Genomic DNA, 19656 nt, shown 5'->3' on the forward strand with positions numbered 1-19656 from the left:
CCTTTTTTATTTTTGGATGAGGTAGAACACTTTGCCGTATTCTTTTCGCTCGGAGTTAAAGCCTGCATTAGTCAAGCGGGAGCTGAATGTTCGGCTTCCACAAGCCCGGTATCCTTCATCTTCACAAAAGCGACGGTAGCTTTGGTATAATTCTTTTAGACTTGTATAAGCCGTGAAGCTTTGCTGATAGGAACGCTCGCTTATAAATGATAGCACGCTGTCTGAATTTCTTCGGAACGATTCGATTTGCTCTTCCACTTCTTTACAGTGCGTAAAACCCTTTTGGTTCAAAAGCCTTTTCAATCCATTCAATACCCAGTTAAAAACACCGGATAACTCACTGGCTATAATTTTTTGCGAAAGTTGCCGGTCTTGGTGTTCTTCTGGAATAGTTACATCAAAGGGAACGATCAAAAATCTTCTAAAGAATGCATTGGTATGCTCCACGTCGGTGGGAAGTTCGTTACAGTTGAAGATTAGCTTCGCATAATTTGTGAGAGTAAATGGATCTTTATAAGGAAGTCGGGCTTCTACAGGTTCACCGGATACCAACTGTTTAAAAATGGCAGTCTCCAATTGTCCGTCAATCTCGGAGGCATAGTTAACCAGTCGATTGGCGATCTTTGCCCTATGATATCCATTGTTATCGGTTAAACTTCTGATGGTAAAGTTTGAAACATTAACCTCTCCAAGTAACGCATTCACAATTTCAAAGAATACCGACTTGCCATTTGCTCCACTGCCATAGAGAAGCAGTGCTTTTTCCAGCTTCAAAGTCGAAGTTCGTACAAACACATAGCCGATGTATTCAGCCATAAGCTTTTGAAGGTTCTCACTCGGCAGTACTTCATTGAGGTATTTTTGAAATAATGGAGCCCTTGCGTGTGGATTGTAAGCAAATGGAAGCTGATAGGTTAAAAAGTCTGAGCCTTCTGGGTTTCTCAGTACAACCGCTTCTTCATTTTGGGGATTTATTTCCACTGTTCCATTCTGCAGGTTTATCAAAACAACGGAGTTGTGGAATTCCGGTGCCGGAATGTGAGCAGTACTCATGAATTGTTTAACGAGTTCATCCCGGAACCGGTGATATTTTGATTCAAACTTATTCACGCCCATCTTTTGGGCAGCTTTGCCTAAAAAAATTTGTAAATCATCATCCTCAACCGGACTCCAGAAGGCTCCATTATAGAGGTAAATGAAACCGTTTCGTTTAGAAAGACCCCAGTTGTGGTCATTGGCCAGCTCCAGGATCTTTTCGATGGTTATGACTACATAGTGCTTTTTTTGAAGTTTTTTATCCGTATTGGCTTCACTCTGGAAATCAATTTCCTCGATTTCTTCTAAAAGTTTGTCCAATACCTGCTTATGAGGAGTGAAATTAGGGCCTAATTTAGCCTTATTAGGCGCTCTTAATTGATGCATCATCTCTTCCTTGATGTCTTTGGGAGAAATACTCAGCTCCATGATTATCGTCTCCTTCTTTTGTATAGCGATGTTGGCTCCAACAGGCGTTCAATCACTTTACGCTCAAAATACTTTCGCCGACCTTTGCCACTTATTTTAAGGCTGGGGATAAATCCGTTTTGGCTCGGATGCATGTTGCTTCGATTGAGAACAGTGCGTTGATCTATTCCGAATTCGGCTTCAATATCTTGTGCCGTCAAGTATTTAGTAGCATCTCTTTTCTTTTGAAGGGCGCTAACAACGAAGTCTAGCTTGTCTTCAATATTGGTGATTTTATTGATAAGGGTTTGTTCAATTGTCATGATCTTAAGTTTGCGTTCGTGTTTAATTACGCAATAAAGATCTCGGTCTTATGAACTATAAGCTATTGATTTCACTTGTTTAAGGTTCACTTTTTAATACCAAGCCCCGTGTTTTAACCCTCATTTTTATTAAAAAGTTGAATGCTTTAAAAAAGATGGATCCTCTTCTCCTGAATAGGGTAATGATCCCTCTGAGCTTTCAACTTTTTAAACCCTAATTAGCCTAACTTTTGCCTAATTTAGCCTTAAAACTGTTATAGACTGACTGGTAGTACAGCTTATTGTTTAACAAAAAGTCTGTTTTGTTCTCAATTTCATACTCTCTTATAGCTTTATTTACCAGTTCTTTTAAAGATTCTTTCTTTTGGAGCCCCGGACTTCCCATCAGGTGATAGATTTCATCTACACTTTTGGCAATTTGTTTAAAGGAATAGCTACCATTGAGATCAATATGTAGCTGAACATGATCATATGCATCCAATTTAGCCTGATTAACTGCTACTTTATTCACTAAAGACCTCAATTCTTTTAAAAGATAGTCAGGAAGCGAACATAGGATCACTAAATCTTCTTCATTTGACCTACTTTCCATCAATTTTTTAAAAGGTTCGTACTGAATGTGGGCGTTTTCAATTCGATGAAACTTTAATGATGTGGCTCGTCCCGCAAACTCTTTCAATAAAAACTGATATAAATCCTCCACGGCTTGTTGCAACTCTCTTATCGCAATATCAGTAATCCTTTTTTTAAACGAATCGGTGAATCGTTCTGCCTTAGTTCCATCCATTTTTCGTAATTCCACATGAAGCATTTTCTGATTTTCTTCAAAAAAAGAGACATAACTCTTACATAGTTTGATGGGTACGGAATAATACTCATCCGGATAATGAGCTGAGTGATGTTTGTATAAGGAATAAGCTACCAGCAGCAGATATCCATCTTTTATTGTAATCTTTTGAGGGGTTCCATTCGCCTCTTTGGTATATAATTGCTCTTCTTTCATTTAACTGCCGAAATTAGGCCTAATTCTTTTGCTCTTCGTTTACGATCATTCACTACCAAGCTTACATATCGCATGGTCACCTCAATGCTTCTGTGGCCAAGCATGTCTTTCACCATAGTTACATCAAATCCCTTACGTATCATGTAAGTAGCACACGAGTGTCTAAGTCCATGGAAGTGGATGGATTTAGGTAATTCAGCTTCTTCACTAACATAATATTTGAAGGTTCTGGATACATTATTACCAATTAGTTTGATCTCCAGCTTATCTGTTGATCTCGGACTTGGAAAAACCAATCCCTTTTTGGGAGAGCCACAGAATTTATGCCATTTCTTTAGAGCCAAATAGGCCGTATCAAAGATCACTACCGTTCGCTCTAATCCATTTTTAGTATCCGTCACATGAATTTCCCGTTCTTTTAAATTCACCTGCTCCCAACGTAGTTGCACCAGTTCTTTTCTACGCAAGCCGGTATAGTAAGCGGTTGTAACGAGTGGTTTAAACCAAAGCTGTTGATGAGATGGATGTTCGTTTTTCTTGTCTTTTCTTAGCTTTGCATGGTATTTATCAAATGCCTTAAAAATGGCTTCAAGAGTCTTTTCATCAAAGATCTTATCGACCAATTTATCCTTTTTCTTTGGAGGCTTTATTTCCTTGCAAGGGTTTTCTTCAATGATTTCCTCTTTTTCCATCCAGTTAAAGAACGCTTTTAAATGACGAAGATAATTTCTCTGTGTTGCATTAGAGTATTTACTATTGAAACAGAAGGTTCGGATATCACTAGGCCTAATTAGGTTGGCTGTCATTGATTGACCTACATGCCCAATGAATAATTTAATGACTGACTTATATCCTTTCTCCGTGGCTGAACTCACATGTGATTTGTACTCCAGGAATTCTTCTTTCAAGTCGGTCAGATAAAAATTTCCTGAAATGGCATTTGAGGCACCGGAAGATTGAGACAGCTCATAATCTTTCAGACTCCAGTTTGGGTCAAAGGGATCAATCTCTCCCCGTTGATATAATTTCTCGTACTCGGTCTTTTTGTGCTCAGCTATTTGTTTGTAGGTAGTACCTAATGCATAGGTCTTTGTTATCGTCTTACCGTCAATCGTTGCCTTGAAAATTAATGAGTAATTTTTTCCCCGCTTTTTGAGACTTGCCATATAGTACATTTAAGGATTTTTGTTCACTAAAAATGTACCACCATTTGTACCACTGAATCCAGATTAATTGCCTAATTTGTGAAAATATTTACCGAAAAAAGCTCCCTAAATTTGGCTAAAAAGCATTAAAAAACCCGCTTTAACGTGTATTAAAGCGGGTTTTTGTAAGTGTACGCCCGGAAGGATTCGAACCCTCAACCTTCTGATCCGAAGTCAGACGCTCTATCCGGTTGAGCTACGGGCGCATATTGAAAATCGAAACTTACCAAGGTACTTTTAATGAAGCACCTGATTGTGGTTAGTCTTTCAAAGGGCAACAAATATAAGAAGAGTTGTGGTCACATACACCCGAAATTCTTATGCGATTATTGCTGTTTGGTATATAAATCCCGAACTTTAGGTCCACTAAATCAAGAGGAAATTATGTTAGAGTTTATAGTTGCAGTTGGATTGATCGGCATCGGTTTTGCCGGAATTGCCGTTAAGATATGGGCTAAGGAAGATGGTGAATTTTCCGGTACTTGTGCCAGTCAAAGTCCCTTCCTGAACAAAGAGGGTGAAGCCTGTGGGTTTTGTGGAGCTACACCTGAACAGAAGTGTAAGAGCCCGAATTCTTCCAAAAAGAATGACGATGGCTTCAGTCCGTTTGTCGGCTAATAAAATCGGCTTTTCTAATTTACAATATACTGCTCGAAGCCTTCGGTAGTAAATGTTGTCCAGTTACCTGGATCAACGTCGTATACAAGGTATCCCTCTAAATTGTCTTTAGAGTTTAGAAATTCCTTACACCCCTCTACTCCTCTGACCATACACACAGTCGCGTAAGCATCTGCATCCATGGATGAGCCCGATATGATGGATACACTCAATAGCCGGTTCCTGGCGGGATAACCGGTTTTTGGATCTATGGTATGAGAATATCGTTCACCTGTTTCCTCGTCCACCCAAAACTTTCTGTAACTTCCGGAAGTAGCCAGTGCTTTATTTTCCAATTCTAATATAAACTGGAACCTTCCTTCAGGGTCTATCTCCTCAGATGGTTTGTCAACCCCTATCCTCCATACCTCACCTTTCTGATTTACCCCTCTTGCTCTAACTTCTCCCCCAACTTCAACCATGTAATTCGTTACCTCATACCCTTCCAGATAGTCCGCAATGTAATCTACTGTGTACCCCTGAGCAATGGCATGAAAATCGATCTGAAACCCTTCGGGTATCCTTACACTGTCACCCTTGATTTCGATCTGCTTATACCCTACCCGTTCTAACCTATCATTGACCATCTCCCGGTTTACATCTTGCCTGACCTCCTCAAATCCGAAACCCCATAAACTGACCAGCGGACCAATCGTCGGGTCAAAATCACCGTTTGATTCATTAGCTATTTCAATTGATCGGTCAAGTACTTCCAGGAACAGTGTATCTACATGTACAAGTGTATCTCCTTTATTGACGGTGGAGATCAGTGAGGTTGGCACATACGTGCTCATAGATAGATCTATGCGCTTAAAGATCGCTTCAATATCATCCTTAAAATTCTTGCCATTGGGAGCTTCATACTTGATCTGATAAGTCGTTCCCTGGGCTCTTCCGTTTAACTCAATATATGTGGAATCCTGTATTTGAGTACAGGATATAACAAATATTGATAATAGCAGTATTGATAAGATCTTCTTCATATATGTGTTAGGATAAAGCTTAAACAAAAAAACCCCGTATCAAATACGGGGTTTTTTAAAATTAAAAGGTTGACCTTAGCCGCCAAAGTCATCAAATGAAACGTTCTCTTCAGGAACACCCCATTCGTCGCACATTTGCAGTACGGCCTGGTTCATCAGAGGAGGGCCACAGAAATAGAATTCTATTTCTTCCGGCTCCGGATGATTAACCAGGTACTGATCGATCACAGCCTGGTGAACAAATCCTAAGAAGCCATCGCCTTCTTCATCATGTATATCTTTTTTCTCAACCCAATTATCTTCTTCAAGCGGCTCAGACAGAACCACGAAGAACTGGAAGTTGTCAAATTTTTCTTCAAGCTGACGGAAATGATCCAGATAGAAAAGTTCACGCTTGGAACGTCCACCGTACCAATAAGTCACTTTTCGACCGGTTTCCAGAGTCTTGAATAACTCATATAGGTGAGAACGCATTGGAGCCATTCCGGCACCACCGCCTATGTATAGCATTTCCTTATCACTTTCTTCCTTGATAAAGAACTCTCCGTATGGACCTGAGATCGTTACTTTGTCACCCGGTTTTCTGGAGAAAATATAGGATGAGGCAATACCGGGGTTCACGTCCATCCAGGTATTTTTCTCACGATCCCATGGTGGAGTAGCCACACGTACATTCAGCATGATCCTGCGTCCCTCTGCAGGGTAGCTGGCCATAGAATAGGCACGTTCAACAAACTCGGTATTTTTCATCTTCAGGTCCCAAAGGCCATATCCATCCCATTCTTTCTGGAATTTATCCGGCTCACCGGGGTGCTCTTCAGGATGCGCAGTGATGTCAATATCCTTATAATCAATTTCGCACGGCGGGATCTCGATCTGAATGTATCCACCGGCTTTGTAGTCCATATCCTCAGGGATCTCAACCACAAATTCCTTAATAAATGAAGCCACATTGTAGTTTGAAACCACTTCTGCTTCCCACTTCTTGATCCCGAATACCTCTTCAGGCACCTTGATCTTCATGTTGTCTTTCACCTTCACCTGACAACTCAAGCGCCAGTTGTCTTTGATCTCTGCACGGGTAAAGTGAGGCTCTTCAGTAGGAAGGATCTCTCCACCGCCTTCAAGAACCTGACATTTACATTGAATACAGGTACCTCCACCACCGCAGGCAGATGGCAAAAAGATCTTATTATCACCCAGGGTACTTAAAAGTGTACTTCCGGAATCTACTTCCAGATCCACTTCATCATTGATCTTAATGTGAACCGGACCGGAGGGTGCTAAATATGCTTTCGCCGTTAACAGGATGGATACCAGTATAAATATCACCATAAAAAATACGATGATACTTGCTGATACGATCAGGGTTGTATTTGCTAATGTTGCTAATATCATTTTTAAAAGCTCTTCTTATATAATGATTATAACTTGATACCCATGAACGACATGAAGGCAATGCCCATCAGGCCAGTTACAATGAATGTGATTCCTAAACCTCTTAGGGGTCCCGGAACGTTCGAATACTGGATCTTCTCCCGGATGGCGGCAATAGCTACAATAGCCAGAAACCAGCCGACTCCACTTCCCAATCCAAATACAGACGCTTCGGCAATGTTGGCGTAGTTTCTTTCCTGCATGAATAATGAACCACCAAGAATGGCACAGTTCACAGCGATCAATGGCAGGAATATTCCCAGCGAGTTATACAGTGCCGGAGCAAATTTCTCTACCGTCATCTCTACCAGTTGTACCATCGAGGCGATGATCGCGATAAAGAGGATAAAGGAAAGGAAGCTAAGATCTACATCCGCAAACTCAGGGCTGAGCCACGCCAGGGCTCCTTCTGATAACACATAGTTATCGAGGAGGTAGTTGGCCGGAACCGTGATTCCCAATACGAAGATCACAGCTAAACCCAAACCTACACCGGTTGATACTTTTTTAGATACGGCGAGATATGAACACATGCCCAGGAAATAGGCAAAGATCATATTCTCAACAAAAACGGCTTTTACAAATATGTTAATTAACTCTTGCATAGTTCTCTTAAGCCTCCTCAATCAATTTGGTATTTCTTGCACGCTGCACCCAGATAATGATACCCACCACAATAAGTGCCATAGGTGGAAGTAACATGAACCCGTTGTTCACATAATAACCGCCATTGGCAGCATACCATGCATCCGGTATCACCTGATAACCGAACAGGGTTCCTGAGCCGAGTAATTCCCGGAAAAAGGCAACCGCAATAAGTATGGCACCGTATCCGAAGGCATTACCCAATCCATCAAGAAATGATTTCCAGACTCCGTTACCAAGGGCAAAGGCCTCAAGGCGACCCATGATGATACAGTTTGTGATGATCAAACCGACGAACACTGAGAGTTCTTTCGAAACATCAAAGGCGTAGGCTTTCAGCACCTGATCTACTAATACTACTAAGGACGCGATCACAACCAGCTGTACAATGATACGAATCCGGTTAGGGATCAGATTTCGCATCAGTGATACAATCACGTTGGCCGATACCATAACAAATACTACGGATATCGCCATTACCAATGCCGGATAAAGCTTAACGGTGATCGCCAAAGCCGAACAGATCCCCAACACCTGCACGGTGATCGGGTTGTCATCATTGAACGGGTCCGTTATTAATTTTCTATTCTTCTTGGAAAATAAAGGTTCTTTCGGGGCTTCAATTACTTCAGCCTCGTCCTTTACTCCTTCTTCAATTGATTCTGTTGCTTCTGCCATAACGCTAAATAGTTAAGTTGCGCCTTAGTTTGTGAACTTAATTGGATTAATTTTCTTCGGTTTGATCCGCGGAGGCTGTTGAGCCAGCGTTTCCTGTATATTCTTTCAGGAATGGAATATAAGCCTGCAGGTTATCTGCGATCATTGCTTCCACACCATCGGATGTAATGGTACCGCCACTGATCCCGTCTACTTCATTGGCTTCATTGGCATCTCCTTTTCTCACATCAATGCCCACCAAATTACCATCATCACCCAGGATCTCTTTGCCCTTGAACTGATTTTGTAAAGCATCGGTGTTGATCTCAGCACCCAAACCCGGTGTCTCAGCCTGGTGATCAAATACGGCTCCGTATATTGTGGACAGGTCCTCTTGCAGTGAGATATATCCCCAGATCGGGCCCCAAAGTCCGGTTCCTCTTAATGGAATGATATAAAAGGTTTCCCCTTCTTTATCAGCTACGTAAAGAGGAGCCTGACGCTCAGAGATCGGTTTACGGATCTCTTTCGCCATATCAATGTTAAAGGCATCTCCTTCAATTTGCTCGTTGTTTTGGAGCAGTAACTGACTGGTGATGTAATCATTATATACTTCAGCCGCTTCTTCACGGGTCTTCTCCACTTCTATGGAGCGCAGAATACTCTGCATCTTTTCCATTTCGACATTTCTGTCCTGAAGTGGTTTTAACTGCGTTGCAGCAAATGATAACAGGGCTGCTACCACAACCACCATCACCGCCGCAAACATAAATGTGTAACTGTTCTTATTTACGTCCATCGGAATTAACCCTCAGCAGTTTTTAAAGTTCTTTTTTGACGTCTCTTAATGTTCGCCTGTAATACATAGTGGTCGACCAACGGTGCCATCGTGTTCATAAACAGAATGGCCAACATCACGCCTTCCGGATAGGCCGGGTTAAAGACGCGGATCATAATAGCCAGGAATCCGATGAGGAATCCGTAGATCCACTTTCCGGTATTGGTGCGGGCACCGGTAACCGGGTCAGTTGCCATAAAGACAATACCAAAGGCAAATCCTCCTACGATCAGCTGCTCCCAGAAAGGGACTGCCATAAATTGTTGTTGTACTTCTGTGATCGCATAAGGGGCTACAGCATTAAAAATAAGTCCCATTGCAGCACCACCGGCTAATGCACTCAACATAATCCTCCAGCTTCCGATGCCGGTAAAGATCAGTAAGCCGGCTCCGATCAATATCATGATCACAGAGGTCTCCCCAACTGAGCCCGGTATGGTTCCTATAAATGCCTGCATAGCTGAATAAGAGGTTGAACCGGTTGTTGCAAGTTCACCAAGAATGGTTGCCCCTGAAAAGCCATCCACAACGGACTGCCCTTCACTTACGGAAGTATTGATCCACACGCTGTCACCTGACATATATGCCGGGTAAGCAAAGAATGCAAAGGCGCGCGCGATCAGCGCCGGGTTAAAGATGTTCATCCCGGTTCCACCAAACACCTCTTTACCGATCACAACGGCAAAGGCTGCTGAAAGTCCAAGCATCCATAGCGGAAGGTCAACCGGCATGATCAGCGGTATCAACATACCGGTCACGAGGTATCCCTCATTGATCTGATGCCCTTTGACGACACAGAACAGGAACTCAACACCGAGTCCAACTCCATATGACACCACGACCATCGGCAACACTTTAATGGCACCGAACAGGAATTCCTGCATAAAGGTGGCATCCATGCCTAAGGCTATGTAATGCTGATATCCCACGTTCCACATCCCGAACAAGAGCGCCGGAATTAGGGCCATGATCACCGTATTCATGGTTCGTTTCAGATCTATTCCATCCCTGATATGGGCACCGCTGCTTGCGGTTTTGCCCGGAACGAACAGAAAGGTTTCGAAACCATCGTATACCGGCCAGAGCTTTTCAAACTTTCCGCCCTCTTCAAAGGTGGGCTTAACGTTTTTCTCTAAAAAATTGTGTAATGCTTTCATCCGTTACTTCTGTATAACTTCGCTTATTATAAAATCACTAACCTAATTCTTTACGCATCATATCGAGACCTTCCCGAAGTATGCTTTGAACCGGCATTTTGGAGGTACATACCACTTCACAAAGTGCCATATCTTCTTCAACCACTTCGTAAATACCCAGGTTTTCCATTCTTTCGATATCCTGTGTGATCACTGCTTTTAACAGCTGAACCGGATAGATATCAAATGGAAATACCTGCTCGTACTCACCGGATACTACAAATGCTCTTCGTTCACCGTGAGTATTGGTATCCAATTCGTATTTTTTATCTCCAAATTTCCTTTGAATCCATGACGGGAGCGTACGCGAAATGCTGAACTTATCTGTTTTCGGCAATAGCCAGCCAAACAGCTCGGGTTCATCACCTTCCGGTATTACAGTTATCTGTCGCTCGTATATACTTAGGTAACCTTCATCATCCAGCTTGGTACCCGTAAGTACGTTACCTGAAATAATGCGATTCTTGCCTTCGGTCATGTTTCCTTTCACAAAATTGGCAACCGGGGCTCCAATGATCGTGTTGTGATACTTTCTGTCTTTTACCTCAGAGCCTGTTACCGCAACCCGGATCCTTGCATCAAATTTTCCTTCAAGGAATAACCGGCCAATGATCGCCACGTGTTCAGGGTTGACCGTCCATACAGTCTCGCCGCGATTGATCGGATCAACCTGCGCGATCTGAACACCGACCACTCCGGCAGGATGCGGCCCATCATATTTGGTAATGGTCACCCCTTCTGCATTGGCAAGCACGGGACTCGGTGTCTCACGAGCGCTCAATCCTAAGTGGATCTTTCCATCTGTCAGTTTTTTAAGAGCATTGATCCCTGCCTGAAATTCTTTTTCCAGGCCTTCCATCAACAGAGACATGTCCGGCGCAAGTGGTGCAGAATCAAATCCGGAGATGAATATAGCTTTTGGAGTTTTCTCAGGATCAGCGACTACATTATAAGGGCGCTGCTTCAGGAATGGCCAGCAACCGGAAGCGGTCATTTTTTCGACAATATCTTCCCGGTCAAGCGTATTTGGATCCGCTGCACCAAAATCTTCGTAGTCAATATTTTCATCAGCGATCACACGGATCTCAAGGAGCCTTCTCTTTGCTCCGCGCACCACCTGTGCCACTTCACCGCTTACCGTAGAGCAAAACTTGACCTGCTCGCTGTCTTTATGGTATAGCAGTGGGGTTCCGGCTTTTACTTCATCACCTTCTTTTACGACGGGCTTGAACCGGACACCATTAAAATCTACAGGTTTGATCGCGATCGTTTTTACGGACTTATCCGGAGCAAATTCTTTATCAGCTTCACCAACAAGCTTGATATCAACTCCGCGCTTAATCTTTTTCACATCAGACATTTATAATTCAAATAATCGATTAATTGAAAATGGAATTGAGATAAAAACTATCTCCCTTCATGAATTAGTCTCTAACAAACAATACTTGCTTAATGAAACAAGGGCAGAAAGGTACTTAATTTTTAAACTCATTTCGAGTAAAAAACACAATTACTTTACAGTAATTTACGGCCAGGCAGAATCATGCAGGCTACTCTTAAAAAATTATCAGCGGGAAGCTATCCCTCTAACATGAAGAGTACGTTAAGTCTATAAAATTAGCATGGCGTCTCCAAATGAGTAAAACCGATATTCATTTTCAATAGCATGCTTATACACTTTTTTCATTTCATCAAACCCCATGAATGCCGATACCAGCATAAGCAACGTACTTTTGGGAAGGTGAAAGTTGGTTATGAGCGCGTCCACGGCCTTGAAGTCATATCCAGGTGTAATAAAGATATCTGTATCCATCGACCGCGGCTCAAAGTGACGCTGTTCATCAGAAGCGGTTTCCAATACCCGAACACTGGTGGTACCTACAGCCGTGATGTGTTCTGCCTTGTTCAAAGTTTTGCATTGCTCCTCTTCAAGCTGAAACCACTCGCTGTGCATCTTATGCTCTGAAATGTCTTCTGTCTTTACCGGAGCGAAGGTTCCAAGCCCTACATGAAGAGTCACTTCTATTTTGGCAATACCCTGATCATCGAGCTTTTTTAGCAGTGGATCTGTAAAGTGAAGTCCGGCCGTTGGAGCCGCTTTACTGCCAAGGTCTTTGGCATATACGGTTTGGTATTCGCCTGACAGGGATTCATCCTGATCGATATATGGTGGAAAGGGCGTGTGCTTAAAGGGCTCAAGCCTTGGGTCATCCAGGTCGCAGGAAAGCTCAATGGTTCGCAACCCATCGTCTGCAACATGGGTTACAGTTGCTGTGACTCCTTCAGCCAGCTTTACCGTTTTACCGGCTTTGAATTTCTTACCGGGCCTTACCAGCGCCTCAACCATTCTGTTATTGCGGGCAGAGGTCACAAAAATTTCTTTTTTGCCCTCATCAAATAGCAGGCGGCATTTTTCGACCTTGCTGTTGTTAACCACAAGATTGGTATGATCAGGCAGGTAATTACCAATATTATAGAAATGATCGTCTGTGATCTTTCCGGTTTCCCGGTCATACACCAACAATCGGGCATGGTCTCTTGGGTTGGCGGGAGATTGAGCGATCAGCTTTTCGGGTAGATCGAAGTCAAAATCAGATAGGGTATAATTCATGTAATCGTAAAACGTTTAGGGAAGCGAGATCTCAAAGAAGTTATCCTGATTGGGCGGAACTCTAACTTTGCGGGTTTTCACAAGTACGCTATCAACCACAATATTGAATTCCAGGCTGTCAGATACCACAAATTCACTGTTGTCTGATGTGAGGAAATCCAGTCCAAATGCCAGCATGTTAGGGTTGATAAAGAACTCACCATCAGCATTGGTGGTGGTAATCGGTTCCGACTGGTTCAACAGGGAATCGGATTTACTGGTAAATAACAATTGATAGGGGCTGTCACCGCCCGGCGTCACGATCTCAAATACGTAAATGCCATTGCTAAGCAGTTCGGCCGGGATGGTCACCGTATGTTCACCGGAATCCAGCTCGGCAGTGTAAAAATTAGATAGCAAAGAATCTGCCCGATAACGGTACAGGTTGCCATTGAACTCACCTGAAGATGTGGAATTAAAGCTAAACTCATACCCCTCATCAACATTCTGTGGTGAAAAAACATCATCAGGGGTGTAGAAGTTTTTGATGTGGATCTCTGCTCCCTGAACCGGTCCGTTTTCATCTACCACTACGCCCTGTACGGGACGATAAATGTCCGGTTGTGAATCATTCAGGCATCCTGTTAGAATAAATGCCGTAACTAAAAACGCTATACTTAAATTTCTGATACTCAAACTTTGATCTCTTTTTGATGGTAATATGTTCTGATCGTTTCGGTCAACCCCTGAACTCCTATTCCTATCTCATCATGAAGTTCTTCCTGGGTACCGTGTTCTACTATACGATCCGGAACGCCCATTATTTTAAGGGTCGGGCTGTCTGACTTTTCAGCTATATACTCAGCCACCGCACTTCCAAATCCTCCCATTTTTGCACCATCTTCCAGCGTGATGATATGATCGTATGCTTCACAGACTTTGTCTATCAACTCTGCATCCAGTGGTTTGGCGAATCGCATGTCATAGTGCCCGATCCGGATTCCTTCCTGTTCAAGTTTTTCGGAAGCCTGAGTCACATATTTACCGATAGGACCAAAACTGAGCACCGCAACTTCATCACCCTGTTTCAATTCGATGCCTTTTCCGATCGCCATTTCATTAAATCCCTCGGCCTTCATTCCGGTTGCCCGCCCCCTTGGATATCGAATAGCCCAGGATCCTTCCGTGAAATTTGAAGCCGTAAACATCATATCCCTCAGGTCCTGTTCGTTGAGCGGAGATGATATCACCATATTAGGGATCGTTCGCATAAAGGCCACGTCATATAATCCATGGTGCGTCGGCCCATCGGCTCCCACCAAACCGGCCCGGTCTATACAAAACACAACGGGTAATTTCTGAATGGCAACATCGTGGACGAGCTGATCATAGCCTCGCTGCAGGAATGAGGAATAGATCGCACAAAATGGTTTTTTGCCTTCCGCAGCTAATCCTGCCGCAAAGGTTACAGCGTGCTGCTCTGCAATACCTACATCAAATGCGCGCTCAGGGAACGCCTTCATCATAGGCAACAAGCTGGATCCGCTGGGCATGGCCGGCGTCATACTGACGATCTCTTCATCCTGCTCAGCCAGCTCCACCAGGGCTTCACCAAATACATCCTGATATTTAGGTGCCGGCTGTATCGTAGCAGAAACGGGTTTGGCCAATGATTTTCCGGTGATCTTATCAAACGGACTGCTGGAGGCATGCCATTTGGTTTGTTCCTTTTCGGCCGGACCAAAGCCCTTTCCTTTCACCGTCACAATATGCAACAGTTTGGGGCCTTTAACTTCTTTCAGGTCTTCAAGGATCGATCTCAATCCTTCCACATCATGCCCATCGGTCGGCCCATAGTACTTGAAGCCAAGGGCCCGGAAAAGCCCGCCCGGTGTAAGGGCAGCCGTAACGGCATTTTCGAGTTTTGAGGCCACCTTCCGCATTTTTTCACCGGCCGATTTGAAATGACCGAGCATGTCGTAGATCTCATCCCTCATCTTGTTGAAGGTCCTACTGGTCGTAATATCTGCCAGGTATTCCTTCAAAGCCCCCACATTGGGGTCAATGGACATGTTGTTATCATTCAGGATCACCAGAATATCACTGTTCATAGCGCCGGCATTGTTCATGGCTTCAAAAGCCAGGCCGGCAGTCATGGCGCCGTCACCGATCACCGCCACAACTTTTTTATCGGACTGATCCAGGTCTCTTGCCACAGCCATTCCCAAAGCGGCTGAAATGGAGGTACTGGAATGACCCACTCCAAAGGTATCATACTCACTTTCCGATCGTTTTGGGAAACCCGACAATCCCCCATATTGGCGGTTCGTATGAAACTGATCTCTTCGACCGGTCAGGATCTTATGCCCGTATGCCTGATGCCCTACATCCCATACCAAAAGATCTTTGGGAGTATCGTACACGTAATGCAGTGCTGTGGTAAGTTCAACTACTCCAAGACTGGCTCCAAAATGTCCGCCATTTACTGAAACCTGGTCGATGATATATTGCCGAAGTTCGTCGCAGACATCCTGCAACTGTTCAGGATTTAATTTTTTTAGATCGGCAGGAGAATCAATGCTCGCAAGCAGTGTTCCCGGCTTCGGCTGTAAGCTCTCCATAATGTCTCATTTGAAATTATTGGGTATCAGCTTCGTTCACTTGTTCGATTCGCAGTTCAGCTTGTTCCAATATCTCGGTGCAGAACCGAGACATTTTGACTCCCTCTTCATACAATTTAACGGAGTCTTCAAGTGTGATCTCCTCATTTTCAAGCTCTTCAACTATGCTTTCCAGCTTCTTTAAAGCTTCTTCAAAGCTTGGTCGTTCCTGATCAGCCATTAAGTTCTTTTGGTGCGTTTATGTAATTATTTCTTCTGCCCTAATAATACCGGTTATTTCCCAAAAAGACATGCATTAAAGCTTACTTGCCGGTATCAGAAAACGCACTCCTGAATTGAACTTTAAATCACTCCGATATCTGAAAAGGCAATCGGTTAAAGACCATGTGCCCGTTACTCATAACGAGGATCACATCCTGTGTTGCCTTCATATCCTCTATCGGATTACTGTTCAACACCACCAGGTCTGCCTCATATCCGGGCGCTAATTGACCTGTTTCGTCCTGAATTCTAAGTAACTCAGCCGCTACCGTTGTAGCACTGCGAATGGCTTCATACGGGGTGAAACCCAGTTCTACAAAAAAGGTCATTTCATGACTTATCCGGGTGAGGCTGTTTGGGCCATAACCGGTGTCAGCCCCAGTCACGATCTTCACTCCTTTTTCGCGGGCGCGTTGTACCGTATTACCCAGCTCCGGTAGCATATGGCGACCTCTGTTTCTCAGGATCGGATTATCGTAGTCACCACCCGGCTGGGTCAGGTCATACACCGTACTGTAAGTTGGCACAAAAAAGGTTCCTTTCTGCACCATCAGGTCAAGGGTTCTATCACTCAGGTATGTTCCGTGTTCAATACTTCTGGCGCCGGCACTCACAGCTGCATAAGATCCTTCATCACCGTGACCGTGAATCTGAATAGGTACATCATATTTTGCAGCTTCTTCTACCACGATCCGGAGCTGCTCATCGGTATAGGTCTGTTTTCTTGGATCGGTATTGGGCAAGCCGGCTCTTTCCGTGCCCCGTGTTTTGATAAATTCCGCACCCCGGTCCACATTGATCTGAACTAATTTCCGAAGGGCTTCTTCTGAGGTCACACCTCCTGAAAGCTCAGCGAGCCTTGGATCGGCTAAAATGGATTCCCCCAGATCAGGCGTGACAAATACACCGGCCGGGATCATATCCGGCCCCGGAATATAATTTTCATCAACCAGGTTCTTGATGGATACATCCTGAAAGTAGGGTACACTTGAGCTCCGAACGGTGGTTACTCCGGATCTGAGAGCCCGGTCAGCGGATGATAATGAATTCAAGTGCGTATGAGCATCAATAAAACCTGACATCACATACTTCCCTTCCAGATCAACAACCTCATAATCTGACGGGATGGTACTGCCTCTTTGCAGAATGCTTTCGATCTTACCTTCTGAGATCAGGATGGTGGAATTTCTGAAGATCTGTTCAGCTTCCTGATCGATGATGTTACCGTTAGTGAGGGCATACTTGTTATGCGTCAATTTAGACTGAGCATGTGAGTGGGCAGTCATTAAAATGGAACAAATCGTGAGGAGTAGAAACGAGCGGATCATGCAAGAATAGGCTTAATTTAGAGTTTCGCCTATTATAGTAAAAGTAGAACAGGAATCCATTTACCGGGTCATGCAAAAACTTTCTTTAACAACTATTCCCAGAATACCCGCCTGATCTTCTCTCCATCTGTCTTCAAAATTACCGCCTTCTCTAAGCTTGTGAATAACAATCTGGAATTGGTGCTCGAAAGTCTCCTGACTGCTTCCCTATGCGGATGCCGATATCGGTTCGGTTCAGAAAGTGAAACTATGGAATAATCAGGGGTCACCTTACTCAAAAAATCGAGACCGGAACTCGTTCTGCTTCCGTGATGCCCTACTTTCAGTACATCAGTGTCCAGCAGATCATCATATTTTGCTAAAACCCGTTCTTCCTGATGCATACCCGCATCTCCTGTAAACAAAAACTCAGATTCCCCATAGATCACATTCAGCATCACGGAATGTTCATTCGGATCCGAATTATACACGGTCTCTTCCGGGCCTAAAACCAATATCAAAAGCGCAGGGTCTATCCCCAAAGTATCCCCTTCTTTTAACGCTTTTACAGGGATCTCTTTTTCCATGGCCAACTCCAGATAGCTATGATATAATTCAGAATCATACTTGAAACCGGAGTTGTATATCGTTTCGATCTCTATCTCATTTATAAGATCAATGATGCCTCCTATATGATCTGAATGAGGATGACTCAAGACCACCGCATCTAATTTTGACACACCACTTGCCCGCAAATGAGGAAGGATCACACCCCGGCCGGAATTAAAACCGGGTGACCATACTCCCGCATCGATCAGGATATGCTTTCCGGTAGGGGTTTGTAACAATGCAGCATCACCCTGACCAACATCAAAATATGTGACCGTCAATTCAGCCGGCTTTAATTGTTTAGCCAGACCCCAGATCATCAGCATACACCCGGCTACCATCAACCCATTAAGCATCTTCCACCTTAACCTTGCAATGTGCCATGACGCAATTGTCAGGATCAGGATCAGCCAGAACACAAAGAAAAAGGAACTCTCAAGCGTGGCGGTGGTCCAGGCCCAATCCCATGATGCGGCCGACATCACAAAACTCCTCATCCCTTCAAGAAAATAATATGATGGAGCATTGACCCAATAACCAACTGCAGGCACTATAGCTGACATTCCAAGGGCCAGTAACGAAAGCGGCACGATGAGTCCCAAAAGGGGCACAAAAAGGGCATTTGCCAGTGGACTGACCAGCGATATCTCCCCAAAATAATACACTTGTAAAGGGTATAACCCGAACTGAACCACCAGCGAAACGATCACCACCATGAGTGGCTTTCCATACCAACGGATCCTCACCCAATATGGCAGCATATTCTGCACAACCGGCAGAATCAGCAATATGATGAGTACGGCAGAAAATGAAAGCTGAAATCCGATCTGAAAAAGCTGCTCCGGGTCAATGATCAATAAAGTGATGGCGGCAGCAGCAGTTAGGTTTATAGAATCGTTGATCTTGTGATATAACTTACCATAGGTCAGAAAAAAGGCCATGACCGATGCACGGCTCACAGAAAGTGAGAATCCGGTGATTCCGGCATAACAGATCAGTATCGCAACCAGTAAAAATAACCCATACGCTTTCCCAAACCTCCGGGTCCAGAAGTAGGGAATGATCACCCAGAAGGGTGCAATGATGAACCCCACATGCAAACCTGATACCGCCATGATATGCGACAAACCCGCTCTTGCAAAGGCTGACTTTGATTGGGTATCCAGGTCTTGCTTAAAGCCTATGAGCAGTGCCTTGGCAATGGGAGCTGTTTGTTCCGAGAAATTACGATCAACCAGCTCCAGGGCCTGTTCTCTCCACCATATCCACTCTGCCATTGTAGTATTTCGGGAAACATGTATCAAGCTGTCTGCCTTCAATTGCAGCACAATTCCCTGAGATTCTAAAAAGGCTTTATAGTTAAAATCCAGGGGATTTCTTTTTTCTGTGATCGGGATGTTGGTGGCTCTGAATTGGACCCTATCTCCCAATGTAACTTCCTCTCTACGACCGATCTCATCCGCCAGTATTCTTGCTTTGTAAGCCTGCAAGATCCTGACTCCATCATAGTAGGTGGTATCTACCTCCACATCCCATCTCTCTTTTCCGGCTGTTGTGTATGAAATGGAAACAACCTGTCCGGTGGCTACTACTTCTTCCCAATCCAGATTCTTTAAGAGGGAAATGGCTGTACTGCTTTCACTTTTGTGAAGCACACCCATCCTGAAGACGCCAAAACTCATGATGAGAAACAGAAAAAGTCCGGTTGAGACCCTCGACCAAATAGTGAGAGTAAACCTTTTTCCTATCCACTCTGAAACAAGATATAACAGTATTATTCCTGCCAACACATACAGAGTGAGCGTGAACCCCGGTTCATAAAAATAAAAAAGCAGAATACCTGCAATTAAGAACAATGCTATTCTCACTGCAGGATATCTG

General features: G+C 44.0%; 18 protein-coding genes and 1 tRNA gene. 1 reads left to right on the forward strand and 18 read right to left on the reverse strand.

Annotated elements, in window-relative coordinates:
* Positions 1-6: 6 nt before the first annotated feature.
* The 5 genes from C3B73_RS03315 to C3B73_RS03335 all read right to left on the reverse strand — a co-directional run bounded on the left by C3B73_RS03315 (position 7) and on the right by C3B73_RS03335 (position 4180).
* Complete coding sequence (locus C3B73_RS03315) at positions 7-1464, reverse strand: DNA primase family protein (protein ID WP_198597261.1); 1458 nt, start codon at positions 1462-1464, stop codon at positions 7-9.
* Positions 1465-1466: 2 nt separating this feature from the next.
* Entirely contained in the window at positions 1467-1766 is a 300-nt protein-coding gene (locus C3B73_RS03320) for a hypothetical protein (RefSeq protein ID WP_103664212.1), read from the reverse strand.
* A 223-nt stretch (positions 1767-1989) separates the two neighbouring features.
* Positions 1990-2769 carry a hypothetical protein gene (locus C3B73_RS03325; RefSeq protein ID WP_103664213.1) on the reverse strand — a complete coding sequence of 260 codons (780 nt, stop codon included), beginning with the start codon at positions 2767-2769 and terminating at the stop codon, positions 1990-1992.
* Positions 2766-3935: a tyrosine-type recombinase/integrase gene (locus C3B73_RS03330; protein WP_198597262.1), complete on the reverse strand. Its 1170-nt coding sequence runs from the start codon at positions 3933-3935 to the stop codon at positions 2766-2768. Before C3B73_RS03330 ends, C3B73_RS03325 begins: the two co-directional genes overlap by 4 nt.
* 171 nt (positions 3936-4106) lie before the next feature.
* Positions 4107-4180, reverse strand: a tRNA-Arg gene (locus tag C3B73_RS03335).
* Between the two features lie 178 nt (positions 4181-4358).
* Here C3B73_RS03335 and C3B73_RS03340 point away from each other — a divergent pair.
* A complete protein-coding gene (locus C3B73_RS03340) occupies positions 4359-4592 on the forward strand; it encodes a membrane or secreted protein (RefSeq protein WP_103664215.1) in 234 nt (77 codons plus the stop codon).
* A gap of 14 nt (positions 4593-4606) precedes the next feature.
* Here C3B73_RS03340 and C3B73_RS03345 read toward each other — a convergent pair whose 3' ends face one another.
* The 13 genes from C3B73_RS03345 to C3B73_RS03405 all read right to left on the reverse strand — a co-directional run bounded on the left by C3B73_RS03345 (position 4607) and on the right by C3B73_RS03405 (position 19631).
* The gene (locus tag C3B73_RS03345) at positions 4607-5614 is read right to left on the reverse strand and encodes an FAD:protein FMN transferase (protein ID WP_103664216.1); all 1008 of its coding nucleotides are present in this window, start codon (positions 5612-5614) and stop codon (positions 4607-4609) included.
* Positions 5615-5689: 75 nt separating this feature from the next.
* On the reverse strand, positions 5690-7012 hold the full coding sequence (gene nqrF / locus C3B73_RS03350) for an NADH:ubiquinone reductase (Na(+)-transporting) subunit F (protein ID WP_103664217.1): 1323 nt from the start codon (positions 7010-7012) through the stop codon (positions 5690-5692).
* Positions 7013-7038: 26 nt separating this feature from the next.
* Positions 7039-7656, reverse strand: coding sequence for an NADH:ubiquinone reductase (Na(+)-transporting) subunit E (gene nqrE, locus C3B73_RS03355; protein WP_103664218.1), 618 nt, complete (start codon positions 7654-7656; stop codon positions 7039-7041).
* Positions 7657-7663: 7 nt separating this feature from the next.
* Complete coding sequence (locus C3B73_RS03360; protein WP_103664219.1) at positions 7664-8374, reverse strand: NADH:ubiquinone reductase (Na(+)-transporting) subunit D; 711 nt, start codon at positions 8372-8374, stop codon at positions 7664-7666.
* A gap of 46 nt (positions 8375-8420) precedes the next feature.
* On the reverse strand, positions 8421-9152 hold the full coding sequence (gene nqrC, locus C3B73_RS03365) for an NADH:ubiquinone reductase (Na(+)-transporting) subunit C (RefSeq protein ID WP_103664220.1): 732 nt from the start codon (positions 9150-9152) through the stop codon (positions 8421-8423).
* Positions 9153-9157: 5 nt separating this feature from the next.
* Entirely contained in the window at positions 9158-10348 is a 1191-nt protein-coding gene (locus tag C3B73_RS03370; protein ID WP_103664221.1) for an NADH:ubiquinone reductase (Na(+)-transporting) subunit B, read from the reverse strand.
* A 37-nt stretch (positions 10349-10385) separates the two neighbouring features.
* Entirely contained in the window at positions 10386-11747 is a 1362-nt protein-coding gene (locus C3B73_RS03375) for a Na(+)-translocating NADH-quinone reductase subunit A (RefSeq protein WP_103664222.1), read from the reverse strand.
* 249 nt (positions 11748-11996) lie between these two features.
* Positions 11997-12998 carry a tRNA preQ1(34) S-adenosylmethionine ribosyltransferase-isomerase QueA gene (gene queA, locus C3B73_RS03380; RefSeq protein ID WP_103664223.1) on the reverse strand — a complete coding sequence of 334 codons (1002 nt, stop codon included), beginning with the start codon at positions 12996-12998 and terminating at the stop codon, positions 11997-11999.
* Between the two features lie 15 nt (positions 12999-13013).
* Complete coding sequence (locus C3B73_RS03385) at positions 13014-13673, reverse strand: hypothetical protein (RefSeq protein WP_103664224.1); 660 nt, start codon at positions 13671-13673, stop codon at positions 13014-13016.
* Positions 13670-15598 carry a 1-deoxy-D-xylulose-5-phosphate synthase gene (dxs, locus tag C3B73_RS03390; protein ID WP_103664225.1) on the reverse strand — a complete coding sequence of 643 codons (1929 nt, stop codon included), beginning with the start codon at positions 15596-15598 and terminating at the stop codon, positions 13670-13672. Before dxs ends, C3B73_RS03385 begins: the two co-directional genes overlap by 4 nt.
* Positions 15599-15614: 16 nt before the next feature.
* Complete coding sequence (gene xseB / locus C3B73_RS03395; protein WP_103664226.1) at positions 15615-15818, reverse strand: exodeoxyribonuclease VII small subunit; 204 nt, start codon at positions 15816-15818, stop codon at positions 15615-15617.
* Between the two features lie 127 nt (positions 15819-15945).
* On the reverse strand, positions 15946-17145 hold the full coding sequence (locus C3B73_RS03400) for an amidohydrolase family protein (RefSeq protein WP_157939411.1): 1200 nt from the start codon (positions 17143-17145) through the stop codon (positions 15946-15948).
* Positions 17146-17279: 134 nt separating this feature from the next.
* The gene (locus C3B73_RS03405) at positions 17280-19631 is read right to left on the reverse strand and encodes a DNA internalization-related competence protein ComEC/Rec2 (RefSeq protein WP_157939412.1); all 2352 of its coding nucleotides are present in this window, start codon (positions 19629-19631) and stop codon (positions 17280-17282) included.
* Positions 19632-19656: the final 25 nt, after the last annotated feature.

Origin of the sequence: Gracilimonas amylolytica (genome assembly GCF_002911695.1) — a bacterium.
GTDB lineage: Bacteria > Bacteroidota > Rhodothermia > Balneolales > Balneolaceae > Gracilimonas > Gracilimonas amylolytica.